20 protein-coding genes and 2 riboswitches are annotated in these 24,665 nt (G+C 66.4%); of the genes, 14 read left to right on the forward strand and 6 right to left on the reverse strand.

The features are described 5' to 3' along the window. Nucleotides 1–8: 8 nt before the first annotated feature. From QK287_RS15630 to QK287_RS15640, 3 genes are read right to left on the reverse strand one after another with little or no spacing between them, the layout of a single operon-like run. Nucleotides 9–1,664, reverse strand: coding sequence for a DNA repair helicase XPB (locus QK287_RS15630; protein WP_226776380.1), 1,656 nt, complete (start codon nt 1,662–1,664; stop codon nt 9–11). Continuing rightward, nucleotides 1,661–4,156 carry a helicase-associated domain-containing protein gene (locus QK287_RS15635; RefSeq protein WP_282360683.1) on the reverse strand — a complete coding sequence of 832 codons (2,496 nt, stop codon included), beginning with the start codon at nt 4,154–4,156 and terminating at the stop codon, nt 1,661–1,663. The genes QK287_RS15630 and QK287_RS15635 overlap by 4 nt, the downstream gene beginning before the upstream one ends. Nucleotides 4,157–4,166: 10 nt before the next feature. Beyond that, a complete protein-coding gene (locus QK287_RS15640) occupies nt 4,167–4,400 on the reverse strand; it encodes a hypothetical protein (protein ID WP_226776382.1) in 234 nt (77 codons plus the stop codon). Nucleotides 4,401–4,578: 178 nt separating this feature from the next. Here QK287_RS15640 and QK287_RS15645 point away from each other — a divergent pair, with 178 nt between their 5' ends. Genes QK287_RS15645 through QK287_RS15655 form a run of 3 tightly spaced genes read left to right on the forward strand, consistent with a single transcriptional unit; the run spans nt 4,579 to nt 6,980 of the window. Continuing rightward, nucleotides 4,579–4,962, forward strand: coding sequence for a cold shock domain-containing protein (locus QK287_RS15645; protein WP_024366560.1), 384 nt, complete (start codon nt 4,579–4,581; stop codon nt 4,960–4,962). A gap of 9 nt (nt 4,963–4,971) precedes the next feature. Next, complete coding sequence (locus tag QK287_RS15650; protein WP_226776383.1) at nt 4,972–5,586, forward strand: DUF3027 domain-containing protein; 615 nt, start codon at nt 4,972–4,974, stop codon at nt 5,584–5,586. A gap of 44 nt (nt 5,587–5,630) precedes the next feature. Further along, complete coding sequence (locus tag QK287_RS15655) at nt 5,631–6,980, forward strand: MFS transporter (RefSeq protein WP_282360701.1); 1,350 nt, start codon at nt 5,631–5,633, stop codon at nt 6,978–6,980. Between the two features lie 27 nt (nt 6,981–7,007). Here QK287_RS15655 and serC read toward each other — a convergent pair whose 3' ends face one another. Beyond that, nucleotides 7,008–8,135 (reverse strand): phosphoserine transaminase, encoded by a 1,128-nt coding sequence (serC, locus tag QK287_RS15660; RefSeq protein ID WP_282360687.1) that lies wholly within the window; start codon nt 8,133–8,135, stop codon nt 7,008–7,010. 265 nt (nt 8,136–8,400) lie between these two features. Between serC and QK287_RS15665 the strand changes: the two genes are divergently transcribed. From QK287_RS15665 to QK287_RS15705, 9 genes are all read left to right on the forward strand, one after another. Then, nucleotides 8,401–9,099, forward strand: coding sequence for a metal-dependent transcriptional regulator (locus tag QK287_RS15665; protein ID WP_282360688.1), 699 nt, complete (start codon nt 8,401–8,403; stop codon nt 9,097–9,099). A 114-nt stretch (nt 9,100–9,213) separates the two neighbouring features. Next, nucleotides 9,214–9,452: riboswitch (cyclic di-AMP (ydaO/yuaA leader) on the forward strand. Between the two features lie 4 nt (nt 9,453–9,456). Then, nucleotides 9,457–10,278, forward strand: a complete 822-nt coding sequence (locus tag QK287_RS15670) for a M23 family metallopeptidase (RefSeq protein WP_282360689.1) — start codon at nt 9,457–9,459, stop codon at nt 10,276–10,278. Nucleotides 10,279–10,424: 146 nt separating this feature from the next. Further along, nucleotides 10,425–10,583: riboswitch (cyclic di-AMP (ydaO/yuaA leader) on the forward strand. 257 nt (nt 10,584–10,840) lie between these two features. Next, the gene (locus QK287_RS15675) at nt 10,841–11,617 is read left to right on the forward strand and encodes an NlpC/P60 family protein (RefSeq protein WP_282360691.1); all 777 of its coding nucleotides are present in this window, start codon (nt 10,841–10,843) and stop codon (nt 11,615–11,617) included. A gap of 221 nt (nt 11,618–11,838) precedes the next feature. Continuing rightward, entirely contained in the window at nt 11,839–12,339 is a 501-nt protein-coding gene (locus QK287_RS15680; protein WP_282360692.1) for an HNH endonuclease, read from the forward strand. 71 nt (nt 12,340–12,410) lie between these two features. After that, nucleotides 12,411–13,094, forward strand: coding sequence for an NTP transferase domain-containing protein (locus QK287_RS15685; RefSeq protein ID WP_282360693.1), 684 nt, complete (start codon nt 12,411–12,413; stop codon nt 13,092–13,094). After that, nucleotides 13,091–13,378, forward strand: a complete 288-nt coding sequence (locus QK287_RS15690) for a DUF6457 domain-containing protein (RefSeq protein WP_282360694.1) — start codon at nt 13,091–13,093, stop codon at nt 13,376–13,378. The genes QK287_RS15685 and QK287_RS15690 overlap by 4 nt, the downstream gene beginning before the upstream one ends. Further along, nucleotides 13,375–14,871, forward strand: a complete 1,497-nt coding sequence (locus tag QK287_RS15695) for a molybdopterin-binding protein (protein ID WP_282360695.1) — start codon at nt 13,375–13,377, stop codon at nt 14,869–14,871. The genes QK287_RS15690 and QK287_RS15695 overlap by 4 nt, the downstream gene beginning before the upstream one ends. Before the next feature lie 76 nt (nt 14,872–14,947). Further along, the gene (gene fdhD / locus QK287_RS15700; protein WP_282360696.1) at nt 14,948–15,838 is read left to right on the forward strand and encodes a formate dehydrogenase accessory sulfurtransferase FdhD; all 891 of its coding nucleotides are present in this window, start codon (nt 14,948–14,950) and stop codon (nt 15,836–15,838) included. A gap of 103 nt (nt 15,839–15,941) precedes the next feature. Continuing rightward, nucleotides 15,942–18,965: a glycoside hydrolase family 38 C-terminal domain-containing protein gene (locus tag QK287_RS15705; RefSeq protein ID WP_282360697.1), complete on the forward strand. Its 3,024-nt coding sequence runs from the start codon at nt 15,942–15,944 to the stop codon at nt 18,963–18,965. A gap of 343 nt (nt 18,966–19,308) precedes the next feature. Here the strand turns inward: QK287_RS15705 and QK287_RS15710 are convergent, their stop codons facing one another. Further along, a complete protein-coding gene (locus tag QK287_RS15710; protein WP_348774717.1) occupies nt 19,309–20,058 on the reverse strand; it encodes a hypothetical protein in 750 nt (249 codons plus the stop codon). Next, nucleotides 20,040–20,786 carry a hypothetical protein gene (locus tag QK287_RS15715; protein WP_226776394.1) on the reverse strand — a complete coding sequence of 249 codons (747 nt, stop codon included), beginning with the start codon at nt 20,784–20,786 and terminating at the stop codon, nt 20,040–20,042. The genes QK287_RS15710 and QK287_RS15715 overlap by 19 nt, the downstream gene beginning before the upstream one ends. A gap of 242 nt (nt 20,787–21,028) precedes the next feature. Between QK287_RS15715 and QK287_RS15720 the strand changes: the two genes are divergently transcribed. Then, nucleotides 21,029–22,699 (forward strand): ABC-F family ATP-binding cassette domain-containing protein, encoded by a 1,671-nt coding sequence (locus tag QK287_RS15720; protein ID WP_282360698.1) that lies wholly within the window; start codon nt 21,029–21,031, stop codon nt 22,697–22,699. Next, complete coding sequence (locus tag QK287_RS15725) at nt 22,696–24,609, forward strand: ABC transporter ATP-binding protein (protein ID WP_226776396.1); 1,914 nt, start codon at nt 22,696–22,698, stop codon at nt 24,607–24,609. The genes QK287_RS15720 and QK287_RS15725 overlap by 4 nt, the downstream gene beginning before the upstream one ends. The last annotated feature ends 56 nt before the right edge of the window (nt 24,610–24,665 follow it).

Raw genomic sequence — 24,665 nt, forward strand, 5'->3', positions numbered from 1 at the left:
TACCCGGATCAGTCGGAGGCGGAGCTGCTGCCCACGTCCTTGGCGTCCATGATCCGGTAGGCATAGCCCTGCTCGGCGAGGAAGCGCTGGCGCTTGGCCGCGAACTCCTGGTCCAGGGTGTCCCTGGCCACGAGGGAGTAGAAGCGTGCGGCGCGGCCGTCCTTCTTGGGACGCAGCAGCCGGCCAAGTCGCTGGGCCTCCTCCTGCCGGGAACCGAAGGAACCCGACACCTGGATCGCCACCGAAGCCTCCGGCAGGTCGATGGAGAAATTGGCGACCTTGGACACCACAAGGGTCTGCACCTCGCCGGCCCGAAAAGCGTCAAAGAGCTTCTGGCGTTCCTTCACGGACGTGTCACCCTTGATCACCGGTGCCTGCAGGCGCTCGCCGATCTCATCCAACTGGTCGATGTACTGGCCGATCACCAGCAACTGCTCGCCGGCATGCTCCGCTACGAGCCGTTCCACCACCACAGTCTTGGACTCGGACGTCGCGCAGAGCCGGTACTTATCCGCCTCCTCGGCCATCGCGTAAGCTACGCGTTCGTCCCGCGGCAGGTCGATCCGAACCTCCACGCAGTCGGCCGGTGCGATGTACCCCTGCGCCTCGATATCCTTCCACGGCGCGTCATAGCGCTTAGGGCCGATCAGGCTGAAGACTTCGCCCTCCCGGCCGTCCTCGCGGATCAGGGTGGCGGTGAGGCCGAGCCTGCGCCGAGCCTGCAGGTCCGCTGTCATCCGGAAGATCGGGGCCGGCAGCAGGTGGACCTCGTCGTAGATGATCAGCCCCCAGTCGTTGCCGTCCAGGAGTTCCAAATGGGAGTAGAGCCCGCCGCGTTTGGTGGTCAGTACCTGGTAGGTGGCGATTGTGACCGGGCGGACTTCCTTGACGGAGCCCGAGTACTCGCCGATCTCCTCCTCGGTCAGGGAGGTCCGCTTGAGCAGCTCGTCCTTCCACTGCCGGGCGGAGACGGTGTTGGTCACCAGGATCAGCGTTGTGGTGGAGCTGGTGGCCATCGCAGCGGCACCAACGAGGGTTTTGCCGGCTCCGCACGGCAGTACGACCACGCCGCTGCCGCCGGCCCAGAAGTTCTCCATCGCCAGCTGCTGGTACGGGCGCAGCTTCCATCCGGTTTCGTTGAGCAAGATCGGGTGCGGGGTGCCATCGACGTAGCCTGCGAGATCCTCGGCCGGCCAGCCGATCTTGAGCAGCAGCTGTTTCAGCTGCCCGCGCTGGGAGGAGTGCACCACAACAGTCTCGCCATCGATCCTGGGGCCCAGCAGCGGGGCGATCTTCTTGGCACGGCTGATCTCTTCCAGGACCGGATAGTCCGAGGTGCGCATCACGAGGCCGTGCTGCGGGTCCTTCTCCAGCCGCAGCCGGCCGTACCGCGACATGGTCTCTTCAACGTCGATCAACAAGGAATGCGGAACCGGGAAACGGGAGTACTTCAGCAGGGTGTCCAGCACTTTTTCGGCGTCCAGGCCTGCCGCGCGGGCGTTCCAGAGGCCCAGCGGCGTGAGCCGGTAGCTGTGGATGTGCTCGGGCGCACGTTCCAGCTCGGCGAACGCGGCGATGGCGTGGCGGGCCTCGGTGGCAAGCTCGTGGTCCACCTCGAGCAGGATCGTTTTGTCGCTCTGGACGATCAGCGGTCCGTCATTCACTGGAGTAGTTCCTCTGCGGCCTCGACGTCAATAATGCGGTGGATGGACAGTACACGTTCGGTTTCCCGTGCCGGATCGAAGACCCGAACCCGTCCGCCGCCCACGGCTACCGGAACAACCGTTTCGCGCACCGCATTCCCCATCCCGTCGACCACGTTCATGACCACCCGTTGTTTGAGCCGGATCGCCTTCTGCAGGGTCTCCAGGCCAAGCTGGGTCGCTTCTTCGCTGCCGGGGGCTGCGGCAGCAGGGCCGCCGGGGGTGGACGCAGCGGGACGTTCGCGGCGAAGCACCACCAGCTGGGCGTCGACGTCGGCCTCCGGGGGGGCGGTGCGCGGTGCGCTGTACACGGGCCGCGCAATCCCGGGCGCAGCTGTGGCGCGGCGCAGCCGGATTCCGCCGGGCCCCGCCTCCTCCACCGCAGGCGACAGCCCAAGGTTCCGCAGCAGCTGAGCTGTTTCCCGCGGCGCGGCGTGCGAGACCAGCACTGTGGGGGCAATCCTGACCAAACCAAGGCCGGCGGCACCGGGAGCGTTGAGCAGCTCCTGGAGGGCCGTTTCGTCCTCGCTCTGGATGAAGCTGGCAGCCGAGCCCACCCGCAGCCTGGCGTGCCGGGCGGCCGTGTCTTCGATCAGGTACTTCAGTGGTTGGGGGATCGCCGTGGCCGAGTGCAGGCCCAGGAAATCCAGGAGCGCCTGGGCGTCTTGGCCCGAATCAAGGGCACGCCGGACCGAGGAGACGGAGAAACGGTAGATCGTGGCTGGCCCCTGGCCCTCGGCATCGGCCATTGTGAGGAGCTTGCCGGTCAGCTCCGGTGCGAGGTAGCCGGGGGCCACTGCGGTGAGGTCGGCCTGGAGCAGGACGTGGTTCAAGGCGGCCGGCAGGTGTTCGCCCAGGATCCCCAGCGCCTCCTCGGGCTGTTCGGCCGCGATGGCCGTCCCGATCTGGCTCAGTGCGCCCGAGCCGATGAGGCCCAGCATTTCGGCCTCCGCCAGCACCCCCCGGATCAGCGAGCTAAAACGCCGTGCCATCCGCGGCTGGGCCCAGTCGGCCCGCTCCAACACTGCCGCGGCGTCCAGGACCGGGGCGTTCCCGTCCGCCACAGCGGCCTCGTGGGTCAGTTCCGCCATGATTTCCAGGATCCTCTTCCGGACCACCGGGGCGTCCGGGCGCTGGGCCTCGGCCGAGAGCGCGTTGACGGTGCCGCCGGCCATACCGCGGTGTCCGGCCGGCACTGCCGTCTGGCCGTTCACGGGCTCGCCCACAAGGGAGGGCGCACGTTCGCTGGCGAGCCAGGCGTTGACCAGCCAGAGCCACTGCTCTTGCCGCGGAAGGGTCAACCACTCCAGCTGCGCCGGCTGGACCCAGGCGGAACTATCCACGTCGAGCCGGATCAGGCCGGCCAGAGCGGACAGCTCCGCCAGGACCCCGGCGTCGTGTATGTCGGTGCGCAGCGCATCCGCCAGCCGCTTGAGCTCCCGGACGCCCACGCCCCCGCTGCGCAGCGTGACCAGTGGCTGTTCGCGGACGATGTGCAGCAGTTCACCCACCAGCCGCAGGGTCTCGGCGATCGCGCCCAGGGCGGCGTTCCGGCGCAGCGCGGCGGAGGTGGAACCCAACCGCGGCAGCGGGGGGGCTAGCGCGAATTTCTCGATGACGTAGCCGCCACGCAGGGCGACCCCGACGCTGTGCGGGAGTTCCACATGCGCGGCGTCCAACGGGACCAGCAGTCCGCGGGCCAGGAGCCAGTCAATCGGCCCGACGCCGGCGGCCTCGTGCAGCACTGACGCCCGCCGTTGCGCTTGCGGAACTGCGCCCATGGCCCAGTTACCGAAGCGGGCTAGCAGCGCCGCAGTGCGTTCCGGGGCGGCGTGCAGGATCTGCCGGAGACACTCCGGAGTGGCCGTCCAGTGCTGGAGCGAAAGTGCAGCTTCCATCGGGGTGGCCGCGGGGGAGATGGAGGCGCCGTCGCGGTGGAGCTCGCCGACAAGCTGAACCACGCGCTGGGCGAAAGCGGGCTGAAGCCGCACGAGTTCGGTGTAGCTGCGGCCCAGTCCGGCCGGGTAGATTCCGATCACGTCCTTGAGGCTGCCCACCGGCAGGTAGTAGCGCAGCTTCGCGCCGGCAACCGGAGGGGTGCCGTGCGGCGGTTCCGCGCGGTGGACGAGGGCCAGTTCCTGGAGTGAGTGCAGGATCTTTTCAAGGGCGGCCAGGGTGGAGCCATAGATGAGCTTCTTCAGCATAGGCGCCGTGGTGCTGTGGCCGGTGTCCGTATTTGTGCACAGGTGCAACGTCTCGAGGACCTGCATTTCCGGGCGGTTGAGCCGCTCCAGGGCCCGCTGTACGCTGACACGTCCGCTGGCGCGGGCCGCGAGGGCCGCAAAGTCCGGCACGCCGGGGGAGATAAGGTCCGGCCGCGCGGCGAACAACGCACGCAGCGAATCGTCGCTGCGTGTCTGCAGTTCCTTGCTAAGCGCGCGGATAAGGGACATCAGTGCAACGTTACCTTCCGTCCGGTTCCCGGGACCGTCGCCGGGCTGCCACGGACTCGATCACAAGCAGGAGCATCAGCAGGAAAGAAGCCGGAAGTCCGTAAAGGGCAGTGGCGGTGACCCACACCGGCGGCACTGCACTGCTGAGGGCCATCACCATCACGACGCCGACGGCCGTGAGTGAGAGCACGGCGGCACCCGCAGCAATGACCAGCAGCGGCCGCCGAAAACGCAGTTCAGTCATGGGGCTAACGCTAACAGCCCTGCTTGTCCCGCGCCCCAACCAAGCAAAGTGGACTGGGCAGGATAACCTTGGGGGAACAGACCAGCACGGTCCGGGCAGCCACACCCTAAACCCGCATATCAATGCGGACGCGGTGGCCGCCGGCCGTGTCACCAGCGGAACGAAGAAGGTTGATTACGTGCCTACCGGCAAGGTCAAGTGGTATGACAAGGAAAAAGGCTTCGGATTCCTCGCGGGCGAGGACGGCCAGGAAGTCTTCCTGCCGAAGTCGGCGCTGCCCGAGGGCGTAACCGAGCTCAAGGCCGGCACCCGGGTTGAATTCGGGGTAGCTGACGGCCGTAAGGGCGCCCAGGCCCTGGGCCTGCGCGTGCTGGACAAAACGCCGTCCATCGCCAAGGCCAAGCGGCCCAGCGCAAAAGATCTTGCTCCGCTGGTGCAGGACCTTGTCAGTGTTCTGGACAACTTGTCCGGAACACTGTCCGCGGGCAAGTACCCGGAAGGCAACAAGGGCAAGGCGATCGCCGTCGCCCTGCGTAAGGTTGCCGACGAGCTGGACGCGTAGGGCGCGGCGATGACTCCGGATAGTACTAGGACCCCGCCGGCAGCCGCCGGGAACAAAAAAGCCGGAAGCAAAGAAGGCACCAAGCCGCGGGCCGGGGTTCCCGTGTGGCGCACCGGTAAGCCTGATGCTTTCCTGGCCGCCGCTGTCGACGCTGCCCGCGCTGCCGTTGAGGGCATCGCCCCCGCTGAACAGGTCGGCCGGCACCTGGCGGCCAAAAGCGAAGGCGACCGCCTGGTCACACACCTCTTCGAATCGAAGCTTGCCGGCTACGGCGGCTGGCAGTGGTACGCCGTGCTCACCAGGAACTCCAGGTCCAAGGTTGTCACGGTGGACGAACTGGGCCTGCTGCCTTCCGAGGACTCAATCCTGCCGCCCGAGTGGATCCCGTGGGCCGAGCGCGTCCGCCCGGGCGATGAGCAGGCCGCGGATGAAGCTGGCTCCCCGGCGCGGGCGGCAACCCGCGAGGACACCCGCAGCTCTGACGTGGCAGTGGTCCCCGGCGGTTTTGAAGACGCCTCGGTGGCCGGCGCCGGCGATTCTGACGGCAGCGACCCTGACGGCGATGACTCCGACGATGCCGCAGGTAACGGCCCGGACGAGCATCCTGAGGCAGAGGCGCACTAGCGGTTGGAACAATCGGGGATGCTGCACAGTGAGGGCTGGTCATGATGTCCACCTTCAAGTCCCTGCACATCCTGAACTACCGGATCTGGTTCGTCGGGGCGATCGTCTCCAATATTGGGACCTGGATGCAGCGCACAGCCCAGGACTGGCTCGTTTTTGACCACCTGACCGAGCACGACGCCAGCGCCATGGGCATCACGATGGCCCTGCAACTGGGACCCCAGCTTTTCCTCGCTCCCGTCGCCGGGCTGATGGCGGACCGTTACCACCGCAAACAGCTGCTCATCCTGACCCAGTCCGCGATGGCACTGCTAAGTGCAGGGCTGGGCATCCTGGTGATTTCCGGTGCGGCGCAGCTATGGCACGTCTATGGGTTCGCCCTGCTGCTGGGAGTCGTGTCCGCCCTCGACGCCCCGGTGCGGCAGACCTTCGTCTCGGAACTGGTCCACGATGAGTATCTGCCCAACGCGGTGGCCCTCAACAGCGCTTCCTTTAATGTGGCCCGGATGATCGGACCGGCGGTGGCGGGTGTCCTCACCGTTGCGGTCGGCCCGGGCTGGGTCTTTATGATCAACACCCTGACCTTTATGGCGCTGCTGCTGAGCCTGTGGAAGATTCCCGCCACGACGCTGCGCCTGCTGCCCCGCGCGGCTGCCGGCAAGGGGCGGATCCGCGAAGGGCTGCGCTATGTGCGGTTCCGGTCGGACATTGTGGTGGTGCTCGTTGCGGTCTTTATTGTTGGCACGCTGGGACTGAACTTCGTGCTGTTCATCGCGGCTATGGTCGGAACGGAATTCGGCCTGGATGCCAGCGCCTTCGGGCTGATGAACTCCATTATGGCCATTGGCTCGGTCGCCGGCGCGCTGCTGTCAGCCGGCCGGAAGAAGCCCCGGCTGCGGTTCATTTTCGGCGCGGCCGGCGCTTTTGGCGTGACCTCCGGCGTCGCCGCGCTGGCCCCCAGCTACTTCTGGTTCGGAGTGGCACTGGTACCGGTCGGGCTCTTCGCCATCACGATGATGACAAGCGCCAATGGCTATGTGCAGACCACGACAGACCCGGTGATGCGCGGCCGGGTGATGGCGCTCTATATGGCCATCTTTATGGGCGGCACGCCGATCGGGGCGCCGTTCGTGGGCTGGGTGGCGAACATTGCCGGTCCGCGCTGGGCCCTGAGTATCGCGGCGGCGTCCGGACTGGTCGCTGCCCTGATCGGACTGTTGTGGATCGTCCGGGCCAAAAGGCTGCGGCTCCGGTTCGACCGCCGGGCCCGGGGGCTGAACCACTTCCGTGTCGTCTCCGCAGGCACGCGGAGGGAAGCTGGACCCGGCGGCAGCGGGCCGCCGGCAGGCGGCGCAGCCCGGGGTCAAAACCCGGGCGGCGCCGTCGAACACTGACGCTGCGGCGCCGCTGGGTTCGGGGTACTACTTTTTCAGTTCGCCCACCACATAGTCGATGCATTCCAGCAGAGCCGAGACATCGTCCGGCTCGATGGCCACGAAAGTGGCGATGCGCAGTTGGTTACGGCCCAGTTTCCGGTACGGTTCGGTGTCCACAATGCCGTTGGCGCGCAGCGCACCGGCGATCGCGGCTGCATCGACCGAGTCGTCGAAGTCGATCGTCGCAATGACGTTGGAGCGGTCCTCTGGCCTTGCCACAAACGGGGTGGCGAACGCCGAGTCCTCGGCCCAGCGGTAGATCCGTCCCGCTGAGTCCGCGGTCCGTGCCGAGGCGAAGTCCAGCCCGCCGTTCATATTGAGCCACTGCACCTGGGCATCGAGGGTAACGAGGGTTGCCAGCGCCGGCGTGTTGTAGGTCTGGTTCAGCCTGGAGTTCTCAATCGCGGTTTGGAGGTCCAGGAAGTCCGGGATCCAGCGGCCGCCGGCCTTGATCCGGGCCGCACGCTCCAGCGCGGCCGGGGAGAACAAACCAAGCCAAAGCCCGCCGTCGGAAGCAAAGTTCTTCTGCGGAGCGAAGTAGTACACATCCGCTTCCGCGACGTCGACGTCCAGTCCGCCGGCAGCTGACGTTGCGTCCACCAGGACGAGCGAACCCTCATCGGCGCCTTCGACGCGCCGCACCGGAGCCGCGACGCCGGTGGACGTCTCATTCTGCGGCCACGCGTAAACGTCGACGCCGGCTTCGGCCCGGGCATGCGGACGGGTGCCCGGCTCGGACTTGATGATTGCGGAATCGGCCAGGAACGGTGCCTTGTTGGTGGCGGCAGCGAACTTGGAGCCAAACTCGCCAAAGGACAAGTGCTGTGCCTTGTTCTCCACCAGGCCGAAGCTGGCAATATCCCAGAACGCGGTTGATCCGCCGACGCCCAGGATGACCTCATAGCCTTCAGGGGCGCGGAAGAACGCGCTGAGCCCGTTCCGGACCGACCCGACCAGGTTCTTGACCGGCGCCTGGCGGTGCGAGGTGCCCAGCAGCTTTGTCGCCGCGGCGAGTGCTGCCATCTGTTCCGGGCGGACCTTGGACGGCCCGGCGCCGAACCGGCCGTCCTTTGGAAGGAGGTTTGCGGGAATCGTGATGCTGGTGTCGCTCACAGTGGCTCCAATTTTCGGCTGGTACTACGGGTGGCTCGGGTGACGGCCCGGCAGGGTGGCTGCGGCGGAGCCTGTTGTTTCATTCTGCCTGACTGTCCCGCGGGGGAGGCAAAAGGGACCGTCACAGTCCGGTCATTGAGATTATCCGGAGTAACTCAAATTAGGCTAAGCTGGCCTGCGAACGTACGGCGGAACCCGCCAGGTCGCCGGCAGCGCACGGTACGGTGGAAATCACGCAAGGACGGCGCTCGAGGAGCTGAGCTGAATGACGGATCTGATCGATACAACCGAGATGTATCTTCGGACCATTCTGGAACTTGAAGAAGAGAACATCGTCGCCCTTCGCGCCCGCATCGCCGAACGGCTGCGCCACTCCGGCCCCACTGTTTCCCAGACCGTAGGCCGGATGGAACGCGACGGGCTTGTGGTTGTATCCGGAGACCGCCACCTTGAACTGACCGGCGTTGGCCGCAAGCGCGCCATCGAAGTCATGCGCAAGCACCGGCTTGCCGAGCGGCTGCTGGCCGACGTCATCGGACTCGACTGGGCCTATGTCCATGAGGAGGCGTGCCGCTGGGAGCATGTGATGAGCGAACGGGTGGAGCGGCGGATCTTCGAACTTCTCAACCATCCCACCGTCTCGCCCTATGGCAATCCGATCCCGGGTCTGGCGGAACTGGGCGGCCTGCCCGCCGACCCCAACCCTGACGGCGTCGTGAATCTGCTCGAAGCCATGGCCGGCTATGGGCCTGATTCCAGTGTCAGGGTCAACCGGCTGGCCGAGCCCATCCAGGTAGAGCCGGAGCTGTTGGTCCAGCTCGATGAGGGCGGCATCCGCCCCGGCGCCCTGGTATCCCTGGAGCGCGTGGGGGAGTACATTTCAGTGCGCGTTCCTGACATCGAAGGTGCCCTTGAATTACCGCCTGAGGTCGCTGCCCACGTCTTTGTAACCATCGCTTCCTGAGGTTGCCGCGACAACCCGGGGCCGTCCGCGAGTTGTCCACAAGCTGATAACGGATTTATCACTGGACGGCTTAATCGCCTATAGTTGGAGACTAGTACCGATATCAAAGCGTTATCTGATCCGAAGCCGAGCCCTGCCAGCGGAACAGTCGCAGAATCATCTCCTGGCAGGGGCGGGGGAACCACTTTTGGCTGTTTAGCGGCCTTGGGGTGAAGACCGTCAGCGGCAAGTACCCACAAACACGGAATCCATCGGATGCCCCTGCGCGTGATTGCTTGCCACGGCGGACCGGGTCGTTGATCTCTCTGACCCGAATCCGACAGCTAACTCCGCAGGCTCTCCAGAGAGGAACCGTTGTTGACCACCCAGACCGCCAAGGGCCGCCGCCGTGCGACCGGCCCTGCCTCGGAGCCGCGTCCCGCCGCTGCCATGACGGCAGAGCGTCCGCGTGACGCGCACCGTGACGCGCGCAGGGACCGCCGCAGCCCCTTCCGCCAGGTAACAGATTTTGCCGCCGCCAGCGGTGTAGGCCAAAAGGCGGGTCTTGCACTGGCCGCTGCGGGCTTGGCCCTCACCGTCACAGTTCCCGCAACTGGCCCTGTTCTGGCCACAGACGCCGGCTCCGGCGCGGCAGCCAGCCCGGCAGCCGTGCAGCCCGATGTGACAGCAGCAGCGGCCAAGATCGACTTCAGCCGCACGGCAGTAACCACCAAGGGCGATCCGGACGGAAAGCTCAAGCAGTTGCTCAGTGCACAGTCCGCTGGCTCGATCACCCGGGCGGCCTCCGCAGGCAGCCTTGGGGCGCCGCTGGACCAGATGGTCACGGCGTCGCCGTTTGGCTACCGCGTCAGCCCCATCACCGGAGGCTCGGGCGAGTTCCACCGCGGGCAGGACTACTCGGCGCAGTGCGGCACCGTAGTCCACGCTGCCGCGAGCGGCACCGTGACATTCACCGGCTGGCACCCCTACGGCGGTGGTAACCGCGTGGTGATCGACCACGGCAACGGCCTGGAGACCACCTACAACCATCTGTCCTCCGCCAGCGTGAAGGTGGGGCAGCAGGTCTCCCGCGGGGATGTTGTGGCTCTTAGCGGCACCACCGGCGCCTCCACCGGCTGCCACCTCCACTTCGAGGTTATGGTCAACGGCGAAGTCGTCGACCCGACCGGTTGGCTCTGAAAATAGAGGGGACACTCTCGCATTCTGAGGACACGCCGTGATCCGAATGTGACATTAGGGTCCAACTGCTGTAAAGTTTGAACCACGCCAACTTTTTCGAAGTTGGCGCTCTTGAGTGGATTGCCTAGCTCTGCCACCGCTCAAGGTCCGTTCGCATGACATCGTCTGGCAGGGGCGGGGGAACCAATTTTGGTCTTCGCAAGAAGGCCTTGGGGTTAAGTCGCAAAGCTTCCCAGGAAGCAGCGCGGCCGGGTGACTCCCATCCGAATCCGACAGCTCACCTCGCAGGCATTGGGAGAGGCTACTTTCGTGCATACACGCCAAAATTCCGCGCTTCACCGCGCTTGCGCTGCTCTTTCGAGCCCGCTGGAATCCAATGAACGCGCCGGCCTTGCCGGTGCCCGGACCGCAGGCCACACGGTTGCCGCTTTTGGCGCGTCTTCGCAGTACACCCTTCGCTAAGTAACCCATTTTCGGGGCGATCCGGCGTACCCCCAAGATGCCGGAGCGTCCTCAGCCCGCGCCTAAAAGCGCGGACCAGGAACACGAAAGAGAGAACTTAATGACTACTCGTGCAAACGCACGGCATCGCGCCGAGGTCACCAGGACCAACTCGCTGGCCGTCATTGCCAAGGCTGTCGGCGGCAACGCCGGCGGCATGGGTCGCCAGGCCGCAGTTATCGCTGCTGCTTCCGGCCTCGTCCTGACCAGCGGTATCGCAGCCAATGCTGCTGAGGCCAACGTTCAGCGCGAATCCGCCTCCGCTTCCACACTCGACGTCCAGTCGAGCACCCCGGCTGCCATCTCGGCTGCTTCCACTATCGCGATCTCCTTCGAGAAGCCGGCCGTCACCACCACCCCGGCTCCGGTTGTTGAGGCCCCGAAGCCCGTTGTGAAGGTCCAGGAAGCGCCTGCTGCCAAAGCGGCCGGTACCCAGGTAGCTGCCGCCGCAACTGCCGCCACCGGCACCGCGGTAGCAGCCGTTTCCAAGGCGCCGGCCGTCGCCAGCGGCATGGGCGCAACGATTGCCGCTGCCGCTTATGCCCAGCTCGGTGTTAGCCAGGACTGCACCGCACTGGCCACGAACGCGCTCGCTGCCGCAGGCATCAATTACCACGGCTGGCCGGCAGGTTACCTGTCCCTCGGCCGCACGGTGAGCGCCGCCGAGGCACAGCCGGGCGATCTTGCCTACTACCAGAACGGTGGCGCCGGCATGGCCCACATCGCCGTCTACGTCGGCAACGGCATGGCCGTTCACGGCGGCTGGAACGGTGGAACCACCTCCCTGCAGACGGTCAACGTCGGCTCCGGCCCGGTCTTCATCCGCGTCGGCGGCTAAGACAGCAGCTTTAGCAACACCTAAGGACCCCCGCCAAACGGCGGGGGTCCTTTGTGTTGCCGATCCGTGAACTTCGGCCGACACGGGCAGGGGAGAGCAAAAAAGATTCGGCGAATTGCCATGTCCGTGTTTACTCTTGTTTTGTCGATCCATAGCCCGACCATGCACAGGGCAGCCGGCCCTCGTGCCCCTGGCGGGTGCGGCCGTGAAGAGGTATGCGGATGCGCACTCTCGTTCTTAATGCTGGATATGAGCCGCTGGCGGTGGTGACCTTCCGCCGGGCGCTTGTCCTTGTGCTGACCGGGAAAGCCAGCGTAGTGGCGGAAGGCGGCGAACCTGTGGTTGGGCCGCAGGATGTGCTGGGCCGGCCGTCAGTGATACTGCTGCACCGCTATATCAGGCCCCGGTACAACACCACTGCGGCGGTGAGCCGCCGCGGTGTGCTCCGCCGGGACGGACACCGGTGCGCCTATTGCGGCAAAGCCGCGCACACCATCGACCATGTCCAGCCCAAATCAAGGGGTGGCGCGGATTCCTGGGAGAACCTGGTTGCTGCCTGCCTGCGGTGCAACAACGCCAAAGGGGACCACACCCCGGCGGAGATGGGTTGGAAGCTCGGGTTCAGCCCGGCACCACCGAGGGGCACCATCTGGCAAATCAAAGAGCTGGAGAAACCAACACCGGCCTGGGACCCTTTCCTGCTGCCGGAATCCGCTGCCTGAATCCGGCCGGCGTTGGCTCGGACCCGGCCGGGGGCTTCGGTGGCGGGCCTGGAGGGCGCTAGGCTGAGCCGGTGGAATTCGATGCTGTTATTCTCGCCGGGGGCCGATCGTCCCGGCTCGGAGGTGTCCCCAAGTCCGGACTGATCCACGACGGCGCCACCCTCCTGGCGGGTGCCCTGCGTTCTGCGCGGGGCGCGGTGGCTGTAGCCGTCGTCGGGCCCGACCCGGGACCGCTGCCCCGAGGTGTGGTGCGCTGCCGCGAGGACCCGCCCTTTGCCGGCCCGGCCGCCGCCGTCGCCGAAGGCCTTGCTGCGCTGGAACGCAGCCGCGGCGCCCGGCCCCGGACCCCGTACACCCTTGTCCTGGCCGTTGACATGCCCGGGGCAGGTGCCGCCGTCCAGGCACTGCTGGACGCGGCGGCGGAAGCACCGCCTGGTGACGGCCTGATGGCCGTCTCAGCAGAGGGTCGGCGGCAGCCACTTGTCGGCTTATATGGCACAACCGTGCTTTTACGTTGCGCCGCGGAAGCTTCGCAGCGCGGCGCGCTCGAAAACGCGTCCGTGTTCGCCCTTCTTGCTAGGCTGGAGGTGCGGGAAGTCAACGTCCCCCAAGGGTCTACCGACGATGTGGACACATGGGGCGATGCCGCCGCGTTAGGGGTAAGCGGACCGGCCGGGGCCATACCCGCGACAGCCGACAACCCGGCATCCGGCCCGGGCTCCCCGGCTGAATTCAAACTTGGAGGCAAACGGTGAAAAGCCAGGATGAAACTCTGGAAGAGTGGTGCCGCGCCCTGCTCCAGGCCCTGGAACTGGACGACGTCGGGATTGACATCAACGAGGTTCTGTCCCTGGCAGGGGTCGCGGCGCACTCAGTGGTGCGCCCTGCGGCCCCCCTAACGACCTTCATCGCCGGCTTTGCCGCGGGCCTGGCTTCCGGTTCCGGCCAGGCCACGGATGCCGTCTCGATGCAGGCTGCGATGGGCGTGGCCCGCAAACTCGCCAAGGACTACGCAGCCAACGAAGCATCCGACGCATGACCACTGCACCCCTGCGGGGCAGTGCAGTTGGCGCGGGGGAAGTGCCCGAGCCCGGGCTCAGCGGCCCCCTGGCCGGGGTGGACGCCGGTGAGGCCGCGGAACGCCCAGCAGTCAGGCCCGATGCGGCGCAAGCCGGGCCGCATCGGCACTTGGCCCACACCTGGCAGGAAGCCCGGGAGCTCGCTTTCACCTGTGCAACTCCCGTCCCCGCCGCTCCCGTGGCCCTCCGTGCCGCTCTGGGGCGGACCCTGGCCGCTGATGTGGAAGCGCTCGTGGACATGCCGCATTACGCGTCCTCAGCCATGGATGGCTGGTCCGTCAATGGAAGCGGACCGTGGATCCTTGCCGAACCAGGCCAGCGGCTGGCTCCGCACCAAGCAAGCCCGATTGTTACCGGCGGGCTGATCCCGGCCGGGGCGAAGGCTGTGCTGCGCAGCGAAAGCGGCACCATTGTTGCCGACGAGGATGGGCTCCCGGTCCTAAAGCTCGGTGGAGCTGCGAAGCCCGGCGAGCCGCGAAACGGCGAGCACATCCGGAAAGCAGGGGAGGAAGCCGCCGCTGGCGCGCTGCTGATTAAGGGCGGTACCCTGCTCAACCCTGCGCACCTGGCCCTTGCCGCCCTGGCTGGCCACGACAGCCTCCCGGTGCAGGGCAAAGCCGTGGTCCGGCTGGTATTTACCGGATCCGAGGTGCTGGCAGCCGGGATTCCGGAGCCGGGGAAAGTGCGCGACACCTTCGGTCCCCAGCTGGCAGGCGTGGTGGAAATGCTCGGGGGGATCTGTACCGGCGAAACGAAGATTGGCGACAGCTACACCGAATGGCTCAGCGCACTCGAAGACACCGACCCACCGGAGGACAGCCCGGGGGCTGCTGCCGGGCTGCACCACGGGTCCTCAGGCGCTGAGCTGCTGCCCGCCGACGTCGTCATCACCACGGGCGGCACCGGCATGTCAGCGACCGACCACCTGCGCCGTTCGGTGGCCGAGCTGGGCGGCCGCCTGCTGATCGACGGGATCGCCATGCGACCCGGACATCCGGCCGTGCTGGCCGAGCTGCCGGATGGCAGGTTCATCATCGGGCTGCCGGGCAACCCGCTGGCGGCCATGATGGCACTATCAACCATCGGCGCTCCGCTCCTGGCAGCGCTGGGGCACCGGCCGGTTCCGCCCGTCACGGCAGTGCCCTGCGGCGCCACCCTCGAAGCGGACCCCGGCCGGACCCGGCTGATGCCGTTCCGGCTGCTCTACGGCATGGCATCACCGGCGCAGCACACCGGCCCGGGAATGATGCGCGGACTGGCCGCCGCCGACGGCGTGCTGGTGGTCCCGCCGCACGGCGCACAGCTGGGGGAAACCGTTCCTGCCTTCGCGCTGCCCTGGGGTGCACCCCTGCCGGACCCCGCCGCGGCGAAGGACAAGCCTGCGCCCAGGCGGCCTGCCAGGAAGCCGGTGGGCACTGGCGGGCCCGTGGACTGGAGTGAACTGCTGGGTTGACGCCCGGTGTTGAAGACGCGCTGGCCTCCCGGCCCGGCGCTTGCCATGATGGAACTATGTTGGTTAGGAAGACCTGATGGGCCGCGTTACGCAACGCCGCAAGGTGCACAAATATGTCCTGGACGGATCCCCCCAGGCCCTCGAATTTCCGGTCCGTCACCGTGAAGACGTGCTCGCCGTCGAAGAGCCGCTGGAGATCCGGATCGACAGCCTGTCCTTTTCCGTCACCATGCGGACGCCGGGCAACGACTTTGACCTCGTGGCGGGTTTCCTCGTCTCCGAAGGGGTCATCTGGAACCATGAGCAGCTGGTTTCGCTGCGGTTTTGTGCCGGGGAGGATGAAAACGGCGTCCAGACCTTCAACGTTGTGGAGGCCCAGCTGAGACCCGACGTCGTCCGCCCGGCCACCGGACGGAACGTCTACACCTCCAGTTCCTGCGGCATTTGCGGCACGGACTCCATTGAGGCCGTGCACAAGTCCTCACATTTCAGCCCCGCCGAGGACCCCCTGGTGGTTCCCGTCGCTACTCTTGCGGGACTTCCGGATCAGTTGCGGGAAGCCCAAGCCGTCTTCGACGTCACCGGCGGGGTGCACGCCGCCGGACTGTTCCGGACCGCCGAGGACGGCTCGGCAGAGCTCCTGTGCCTGCGTGAGGACGTGGGACGCCACAACGCCGTGGACAAGGTGGTCGGCTGGGCCCTCCGGGAGGGACTGCTGCCGCTGCGGGGGACCGTGCTGCAGGTTTCCGGGCGGGCATCGTTCGAACTGGTGCAAAAAGCCGCCCTCGCCGGTATCCCCGTCCTCGCAGCAGTCAGCGCGCCGTCGAGCCTGGCCGTCGAACTGGCCGAGAACAGCGGCATAACGCTTGTCGGATTCAGCCGCCGCACCTCGCTCAACGTCTACTCGGGCGCCCAGAGGGTGGGTATGCCCGCCCGCGAGGACGGACACGCACACACGGGAGGCTAATCTGCGCCGGCGGCCGCTTGGTTTGAGGCTCACGGCGGCGTAGATTTTATCCATCGAATGGACGCATTTTGGCGTCCTCCATGCCAGCGCAAAGAGGAACACATTGCACGACGACCGCCGCCTCACGGAAGTCCGTCTGGACCGATTTGTCCGCGAACGGATAGCACCGGCGGTCCATCCGCGCAGCGTGCCGCTTAACCTCAGCAGCTGGGACGTCCCGGGCGAACCCGTCCCGGCCCTGGAGGCGCTCCGGCAGCGGTTCACGCCGCAGGAGCCCGGAGCGGCCTGGGGCAAGCCCTGGAGCACCAAGTGGCTGCGGCTGCAGGGGGACGTTCCCGATGCCTGGGGCACGGCAGGTGACACCTCGGTGGAAGTACTTGTGGATCTGGGCTTCAACGGCGATCTTCCCGGCTTCCAGTGTGAGGGAATCGCCTGGCGGCCGGACGGAACCATCGTCAAGGCCATCTCCCCGCGGAACCAGTACATTCCGCTGAAGCTTTTGGGCAGTGGCATGGCCATCGACTTCTATGTCGAAGCGGCCGCGAACCCTGATCTCTCGCAGGGGTGGACGTTCGCGGCGACCCCTTACGGGGACAAGGCGACCTCGGGCAGCGAACCGCAGTACCGGCTCGGCAGGATCGTCATCGCAGAACTCAACCAGACCGTCTGGGAGCTGCAGCAGGACATCTGGACCCTCAGGGGCCTGATGCACGAACTGCCGATGGAACTGCCCCGCCGGCACGAAATCCTGCGTGCGTTCGAACGGATGCTGGACGTGATGGATCCCGACGACGTGCCGGGCACAGCGGCGGCCGGGCGCGCGGCCGTGGCCGACGTCCTTGCCCGGCCTGCCTATGCCTCGGCCCACCGGCTTCTGGCGACCGGACACGCGCACATCGACTCCGCCTGGCTCTGGCCGGTCCGGGAAACCATCCGCAAATGCGCCCGCACCTTCGCCAACGTGGTGGCACTTATGGACGAGGATCCAGGGTTTGTGTTCTCCTGCTCGTCGGCCCAGCAACTCGCCTGGATCAAAGAGCTGTATCCGGAACTGTTTGGGCGGATCCGGGAAAAGGTGGCCGCGGGCCAGTTCGTTCCCGTCGGCGGCATGTGGGTGGAGTCGGACACCAACATGCCCGGCGGCGAGTCGATGGCCCGCCAGTTCCTGGAAGGCAAGAGCTTCTTCCTGGCCGAGTTCGGGGTCGACTGCCAGGAAGCCTGGCTGCCGGATACCTTCGGCTATTCAGCTGCCATGCCGCAGATCGTCAAAGCCGCGGGCAGCAAGTGGTTCCTGACCCAGAAAATCTCCTGGAACCAGGTCAACCGCATGCCGCACCACACCTTCAACTGGGAAGGGATCGACGGCACCCGGCTCTTTACGCATTTCCCGCCGGTGGACAGCTACAACTCCGAACTCAGCGGCAGGGAACTTGCCCACGCCGAGCGGAACTACCGGGACCACGGCCACGGAACCACTTCGCTGGTTCCCTTCGGCTACGGCGACGGCGGCGGCGGGCCGACCCGCGAGATGCTGGCAGCTGCCCGACGCACCGCGGACCTTGAAGGATCACCGAAGGTGGAACTCGGGTCGGCTGCCGGCTTCTTCGCCCGCGCCCAGGCCGAGTACGAGGCGCTCCCCGTCTGGGTCGGCGAGATGTACCTGGAACTGCACCGCGGCACGTACACCAGCCAGGCCAAAACGAAACTGGGCAACCGGCGCAGCGAACATCTCCTGCGGGAAGCTGAACTCTGGTGCGCCACGGCAGCAATCCGCGCGGGGAATACCTATCCGGCGGCAGAACTCAAGCGGCTCTGGCGGCTGGTGCTCCTGCAGCAGTTCCATGACATCCTCCCCGGCAGCTCCATCGCCTGGGTGCACCAGGACGCCGAACGGAACTACGCCGCCGTCGGCCGGCAACTCGAATCGATCATCGCCGACGCGGCCGCGGCCGTGCTGGGAGCGGGGGACACTGACTTCCTGCTCAACGCCGCCCCGCACGGGCGGCACGGTGTCCCCGCGCTGGCTGCGGCAGAACCAGTCTTCGCCGGAGAGCCTGTCCTGGCCGGCGAAACCGCCGGCGGCTACATCCTGGATAACGGAATCATCCGCGCCGTCATCAACGCCGACGGCCTGCTCGAATCGCTGGTCGACCATACCAGCGGGCGGGAGGCGATTGTTCCCGGGCAGTTCGGAAACCTCCTTGAGCTGCACCGGGACACCCCCAACGAATGGGATGCCTGGGACATTGACGCGTTCTACCGCCGGAACGTCCTGCCGCTGACGGAAGCGTTGTCGGTGACACTGGAGAGGGGGGCACGGGACGCCGTCGTTGTGGTTGAGCGGCTGGCCGGTTCCTCCTCCGTCACGCAACGGATCTCGCTGGCGGCGGGCGCCGGTTCGTTGGCAATTTCGACGGCGGTTGACTGGCAGGAAAGCGAAAAGCTGCTCAAGCTCGGGTTCGCGCTTGATGTCCGCGCGGACCGGTCGGCGTCGGAAACCCAGTTCGGGCACGTCTTCCGCGCGACCCACCTCAACACATCCTGGGAAGCCGCGAAATTCGAGGTCTGCGCCCACCGCTGGATTCACGTCGGGGAGCCGGGCTACGGGGTGGCCATATCCAACTCGTCGACGTACGGCCATGACGTGACCCGCAGCATCCGGGAGTCCGACGGCGGGACGACCACCACAGTGCGGCTCTCGCTGCTGCGCGCGCCCAGGTTTCCGGACCCGACGGCGGACAGGGGCCGGCACGAACTCAACGTCACCATCCGACCCGGCGCCGCCATTGCCGACGCCGTCGAAGAGGGCTACCGCACGAATCTGGCACCGCGGATTCTTCGGGGCGCGCACGGCGTGGAACCGCTTATAACTGTCTCTAACCGGGCCCTGGTTGTGGAAGCCCTGAAGCTTGCGGAGGATGGTTCCGGCGACGTGGTTGTGCGGGTCTATGAATCGCTGGGGGAGCGGTCCGCGGGACTCGTGACGGCCAGGTTCCCTGCCCGCGGCGTCCAGAGCGTTGACTTGCTGGAGCGTCAGGTGGTTGCCCCGGGTGTGAGCCTGGGGGCAAACACGGCGGACCTGGAGCTGCGGCCCTTCCAGCTCGTGACGTTGAGGTTTGCCCGCTGAGCTCGGCCTGAGATTGGCTGTCCACCCGGATATGGGGCGTTAAGCAGGCTGAGTGGGAGCGGTCCACTCGGACCGCTACCACTCATCCCCCCAATGGTGCGCTGGCGGCCACATCCACTCCGCACGGATTCTTGCCGTTCACGAAGTTGGGCCACTTTCACACATTCATGATTCTTTCACGATCTAATGATTTTGTGAATGCCTGGCGGGAGTTCTTAGGTAATGTTGCCTAAGCGTTACCAGATTTGGTCTGAAGCTCCTCGGATTACCAGGAACCGCATGGCGATCGTAAACAGCAGGTGGCGGCATCGGAGCCGGCGCCTGTTGCCCGGCCCGCCGGCCCTCATCCAGTCAAGCGGGGATGCACTGTCCTGGATTTCAGGGCCGCAATCTTCGAGAGCCAGATCAAGGCGAGCCCCAGTACGAGGCTCAAGATAGCGGTATAGCTGAAGATGAACCGCAGGTACGCCAGCGACTCTGGAATCACCGGCGAGAGCAGGCTCAGGGTAATAGCTACGGAACCAAGGGCCAGCAACGCAGCGCCGAGCCGCACGAGACCGGGCATGCTGCTGCGGACCGCCCGGACCATGGCAGGGAAGAGCGCCAGCGTGATGTACGCCGGGTAGAGCCGTCCGGCGGCTCCGTAGATTTCCACAAGTGCCGCGTTGTAGGCGTCCTTGTCGTAGACCGCGATCAATCCGGCCGACGAACCAACCGTATCCATCATCAGGAACACCACAACCACCGCCACCGACGCGGCTGCAGCAAACGCGATTCCGGGCAGGCCGGTCAGCAACCGGAGGGCGTCGTCCGCGCCGAATCCCCGGGAGATCCTGAGTCCAAGTGCGAAGACGGTGCCGAAGATGATAAAGCGCAGCAGCAGGTTGGCAACGTTTATGCCACCCAAAACCATATCCACTGCAAGATACGGTGCATCGATGCTCAGGAGGATGGCGGCCGTCATAAAGGCGTAGACGAAGAACAGCGATCTGTTCTCCCCCCGGATCGCACTCGGGATCCGGGCGATTGCGACGAGAGCGCAGACCGCCAGCGTGGTCCACTGCAGCATCGCGATCATCCGAGGTTCTCCCATATCTTTTTCGTTTGTTCGTGTTCCTGTTCCTGGCGGCGCAGGGTCCTGCCAAGGGACTGCAGGCGCTCGCCGGCCAACGCCGTGAGTTCGCCGTCGGAGATGGCATCCAGCGCGCCCTGCCGTGCTTGCGGGGCCCAGCCGGCTTCTGCCTCGGTGATCAAGCCGGTAGCGACGAGACCGCCGGTGAACCCTACCCCGGCCGCGCGGGCAGTCGCGACCGCCAGTTCCGGGGAGAGCCGGTTGGCGGTCAGCTGGGCCGAATAGTTCTGCGGCGCCACTCCGGTAGCGTCGGATACCCGGTGCCGCAATTCGCCGTCGTCGATCGCGTCAACCCAGTTCCGGACCGAGGTGGCGTGCGGTGGCGGGACCAGCGCGGGCGTCAATGAGCTGCCCTCGTCCCCGTACCCGCCGTACGCCGGAGCGGAGCGGGAAATGACGGAGCGCAGCAAGTCCATCGTGGATATCTGGCTGACCAGTTCGGCAGCGGTGGGCGGCCGCGGCCGCCCGGCCAGCTCGCCGTAGCTGTCGAAGGAGCTGAGGTCTTCCAAGGGGCTGCGCTGCAACGCCCGGCTGATGCTGACGAGAGTGGTTTCCGCGACCTTTCCGCGCACCAATTGCTGGGCGAGCGTGGTCCGCTTGATCCCGGCAATCCTGCAGATATCGGCAGTGCTGGCGGTGGGAGCAACGACGTGGAGCCAGAGTTGAAACGCCTTGGCGGGTAGGGGCATCTATGGCTTCCTGCAGAGTCGAATGAAAGGGCGGTTTTTTTGGAGTTCGCTGGTGCGGGACTGCATTGATTTTACCGGAGATGCTGATTCAACTATGCTAAATGCTCGAACCCGCTGGTCCGTACACCCCCCAAGTCCGGACCAGCGGGTTCTTTTTCTGCCCGCCGGCGGGCGAGCGCAAATAACCCGATAACCCCCGCCCGGTGGCTGGCTGGCGTGGGCCGCGGTGAGAGAATGGATCAATGACTGCAACCCTTGTTGCCAAGGACCTTTCCGGTGGACACGACCACCGGACCCTGTTCGCCAAACTTTCACTCACCGTCGCGCCGGGCGACGTCGTCGGCGTTGTGGGCGCCAACGGCGCGGGCAAGTCCACGCTGCTCCGGCTGCTTGCCGGCGTGGACGAGCCGCAGGAGGGAACCGTCAGCCTGGCCCCGGCAGACGCGTTCGTGGGCTGGCTGCCGCAGGAACACGAACGCCTCGCCGGTGAAACGGTGGCCGGCTACATCGCACGCCGCACCGGCTGCGCCCAGGCCACCCTCGAGATGGAGTCCACCGCCGAAGCGCTTGGCTCCGGCGCGCCCGGCTCCGACGACGCCTACTCCGTGGCTTTCGACCGTTGGATGGCCTCCGGTGCAGCGGACCTGGAAGACCGGATCCCGGCGGTTTTGGCGGACCTCGGCCTCGAGGTGGGGCCGGACGCCGAAATGACCGGACTCTCCGGCGGCCAGGCGGCGCGCGTGGCGCTCGCGGGCCTGTTGCTCAGCCGCTTCGACATCGTGCTCCTGGACGAACCCACCAATGACCTGGACCTCAATGGACTGGCCAAGCTCGAGGCCTTTGTGCAGGACCTGCGAGGCGGTGTGGTGCTGGTCTCCCACGACCGTGAGTTCCTCGCCCGCTGCGTCACCACAATCGTCGAACTGGACCTTGCGCAAAACTCCGTAGCGGTCTACGACGGCGGCTACGAGGCCTACCTTGAGGAACGCGCCGTCGCCCGCCGGCACGCCCGGGAACGGTACACCGAATTTGCCAACACCAAGGCCGATCTTGTCTCCCGGGCCCGGACGCAGCGCGAATGGAGCTCCCAGGGCGTCCGGAACGCCATGAAGAAAAACCCGGACAATGACAAGATCCGGCGCGCCGCCAGCACCGAATCCTCCGAAAAGCAGGGCCAGAAGGTCCGGCAGATGGAATCCCGCATCGCCAGGCTCGAAGAAGTCGAAGAGCCCCGCAAGGAATGGCAGCTGCAGTTCAGCATCGGGGTGGCCCCCCGCTCCAGCGGCGTTGTGGCGACCCTCCGCGACGCCGTTGTGCATCAGGGGGACTTCACCCTTGGCCCGCTGAATCTGCAGCTCAACGCCGGGGAACGGATCGGCATCACCGGCCCCAACGGTGCCGGAAAGTCCACCCTGCTCCGCCTGCTGCTGGGCATCCAGCGGCCGGATTCCGGTGACGCTTCCATGGGCGCGTCCGTGGCCGTCGGCGAGATTGACCAGGCCCGCGGGCTGCTGGCCGGCGGGCTGCTGCTCGGAAACGCAGTCGAAGAGGTACTGCCGGACCAGACCCCGGCCGAAGTCCGGACCCTGCTGGCCAAGTTCGGCCTCAAGGCCGACCACACCGCGCGCCCGGTGGACTCGTTGTCGCCGGGGGAGCGAACCCGGGCGGCGCTGGCCCTGCTGCAGGCGCGGGGCGTGAACCTGCTGGTGCTCGACGAGCCCACCAACCACCTTGACCTGCCCGCGATTGAACAGCTCGAAGAAGCCCTGGAAAGCTATCCGGGCACACTGCTGCTGGTCACGCACGACCGCAGGCTGCTGGAAAACGTGCGCCTTGACGCGCGCTGGAACGTGCAGAACGGCGTCGTCACGACGTTGCTGGGCCACACCGCCCCGAAAGGCAAAAACACATGAGCATGGACCGGGTAGCCTGGAGCTCCCTCTATAACATCACACGCGCCTCGAGCGGTTCCAAGCCGTTTTCGAAGGAGACGCTCAAGCGTGTGTTCAGCTTCGCCCGACCGCACAAACGCAGACTGATTGCCTTTGTGCTGCTCTCTGTCGTGATGGCCGTGTTGGCCGTCGCCACCCCGGTCCTCGCAGGCCAGGTGGTTGACGCGATAATCGCCGGCGCGGCTACCGGGGCTGTTGTGTGGCTGGCTGTGCTGATCGCCATCGTGGCGGTTGCCGAGGCCGGATTGGGCCTGGTCACGCGCTGGCTGTCCTCCACCATCGGCGAAGGCGTGATTGTGGACCTTCGCACCAAGGTCTTCGACCACGTCCAGAAGATGCCGATCGCCTTCTTCACACGCACCCGTACCGGGGCGTTGGTGAGCCGGCTGAACAACGACGTGATCGGTGCCCAGTCGGCCTTCGCCGGTACCCTGTCCGGCGTGGTCAGCAACGTCGTAGCCCTGGTCTTGACCCTGGTGGTGATGCTGGGGAAGTCCTGGCTGGTGACAGTGCTCGCCATGATCCTGCTGCCCATCTTCCTGATTCCGGCCCGCCGGATGGGCTCCAAGCTGGCCGACCTGCGCCGAGAAGCGGCGGAGCACAACGCCTCGATGGGCACCCAGATGACGGAGCGCTTCTCCGCCCCGGGCGCTACCCTGGTGAAGCTTTTTGGCCGCCCCGACGAGGAATCCCGCGAGTTCGCGTCCCGCGCGGGACGGGTCCGGGACATCGGCGTACGCACTGCCATGCTGCAGTTTACGTTCGTGACTGCCTTGACGCTCGTCTCTGCCCTGGCCCTGGCACTGGTCTACGGCCTCGGCGGCTTCCTGGCGCTGCAGGGGCAGCTTGCCGCGGGCGACGTCGTGGTGCTCGCCCTGCTGCTCACCCGCCTTTACGCTCCGCTCACCGCACTTTCCAACGCCCGGGTCGAGATCATGAGCGCCCTGGTCAGCTTCGAGCGCGTCTTTGAGATCCTGGACCTCAAACCGCTGATCCAGCAGAAACCCGATGCGGTGTCGTCCCCGGCCGGTCCGCTCGCCGTGGAGTTCGATGACGTCCGCTTCTCTTATCCCGCCGCGGACAAGGTCTCCCTGGCATCTCTGGAGGATGTGTCCACACTCGACACCCGCGGCGGCGAAGAAGTGCTGCACGGGATCAGCTTCCGGGTGGAGCCGGGGCACACCGTTGCCCTTGTTGGGTCCTCGGGCGCCGGCAAGTCCACGATTGCGCAGCTAATGTCGCGCCTGTACGACGTCGATTCCGGCGCCGTGCGCTTTGGCGGCTCAGCCCCGGGCACCGGTGTGGACGTCCGTGACCTCACGTTTGATTCCATGCGGCAGACTCTCGGAATGGTGACCCAGGACGGGCACCTGTTTCACGAGAGTATTGCGTCCAACCTGCGGCTGGCCCGCCCGGAAGCCAGCGACGAGCTGATGTGGGACGTGCTGCGGCAGGCCCGGCTCGAAGACATGATCCGTTCCCTCCCGGACGGCCTGGATACCGTGGTGGGCGAACGCGGCTACCGGCTCTCGGGCGGCGAACGCCAGCGGCTCACGATCGCCCGGCTGCTTATTGCCCAGCCGCGCGTCGTAATCCTGGACGAAGCCACCGCGGCCCTGGACTCCACAAACGAGGCCGCGGTCCAGGAGGCGCTGGGTGCCGCGCTCGAGGGCAGAACAGCCGTTGTGATCGCGCACCGGCTGTCGACCATCCGGGCGGCCGACGCCATCCTGGTGGTCGAGGACGGCAGGATTGTGGAAAGGGGCACACACACCAAGCTGCTGGCTGCCGATGGCCGTTACGCCGAGCTGTACCGGACGCAGTTCGCCGAGGCCAGCGCCGTGGCGGAAGAGGCCGTTCCCGGCGTCTAGTTGTAATAACCACGGACGTTGGTGACAGGCGGCGTGGATAGGTGACAAAAAGAAGA

The sequence above is a fragment of the Arthrobacter sp. AL05 genome, assembly GCF_029960715.1.
In the GTDB taxonomy this organism is placed as follows: Bacteria; Actinomycetota; Actinomycetes; order Actinomycetales; family Micrococcaceae; genus Arthrobacter.

Bases quoted from the DNA above. Each gene is read 5' to 3' on its own strand.
- QK287_RS15715 (WP_226776394.1), bottom strand. From the start codon at position 20,786: ATGCCCCTACCCGCCAAGGCGTTTCAACTCTGGCTCCACGTCGTTGCT.
- QK287_RS15650 (WP_226776383.1), top strand. From the start codon at position 4,972: ATGACTCCGGATAGTACTAGGACCCCGCCGGCAGCCGCCGGGAACAAA.
- QK287_RS15635 (WP_282360683.1), bottom strand. From the start codon at position 4,156: ATGTCCCTTATCCGCGCGCTTAGCAAGGAACTGCAGACACGCAGCGAC.
- QK287_RS15695 (WP_282360695.1), top strand. From the start codon at position 13,375: ATGACCACTGCACCCCTGCGGGGCAGTGCAGTTGGCGCGGGGGAAGTG.
- QK287_RS15680 (WP_282360692.1), top strand. From the start codon at position 11,839: ATGCGCACTCTCGTTCTTAATGCTGGATATGAGCCGCTGGCGGTGGTG.
- QK287_RS15675 (WP_282360691.1), top strand. From the start codon at position 10,841: ATGACTACTCGTGCAAACGCACGGCATCGCGCCGAGGTCACCAGGACC.
- QK287_RS15640 (WP_226776382.1), bottom strand. From the start codon at position 4,400: ATGACTGAACTGCGTTTTCGGCGGCCGCTGCTGGTCATTGCTGCGGGT.
- QK287_RS15665 (WP_282360688.1), top strand. From the start codon at position 8,401: ATGACGGATCTGATCGATACAACCGAGATGTATCTTCGGACCATTCTG.
- QK287_RS15725 (WP_226776396.1), top strand. From the start codon at position 22,696: ATGAGCATGGACCGGGTAGCCTGGAGCTCCCTCTATAACATCACACGC.
- QK287_RS15710 (WP_348774717.1), bottom strand. From the start codon at position 20,058: ATGGGAGAACCTCGGATGATCGCGATGCTGCAGTGGACCACGCTGGCG.
- fdhD (WP_282360696.1), top strand. From the start codon at position 14,948: ATGGGCCGCGTTACGCAACGCCGCAAGGTGCACAAATATGTCCTGGAC.
- QK287_RS15655 (WP_282360701.1), top strand. From the start codon at position 5,631: ATGTCCACCTTCAAGTCCCTGCACATCCTGAACTACCGGATCTGGTTC.
- QK287_RS15720 (WP_282360698.1), top strand. From the start codon at position 21,029: ATGACTGCAACCCTTGTTGCCAAGGACCTTTCCGGTGGACACGACCAC.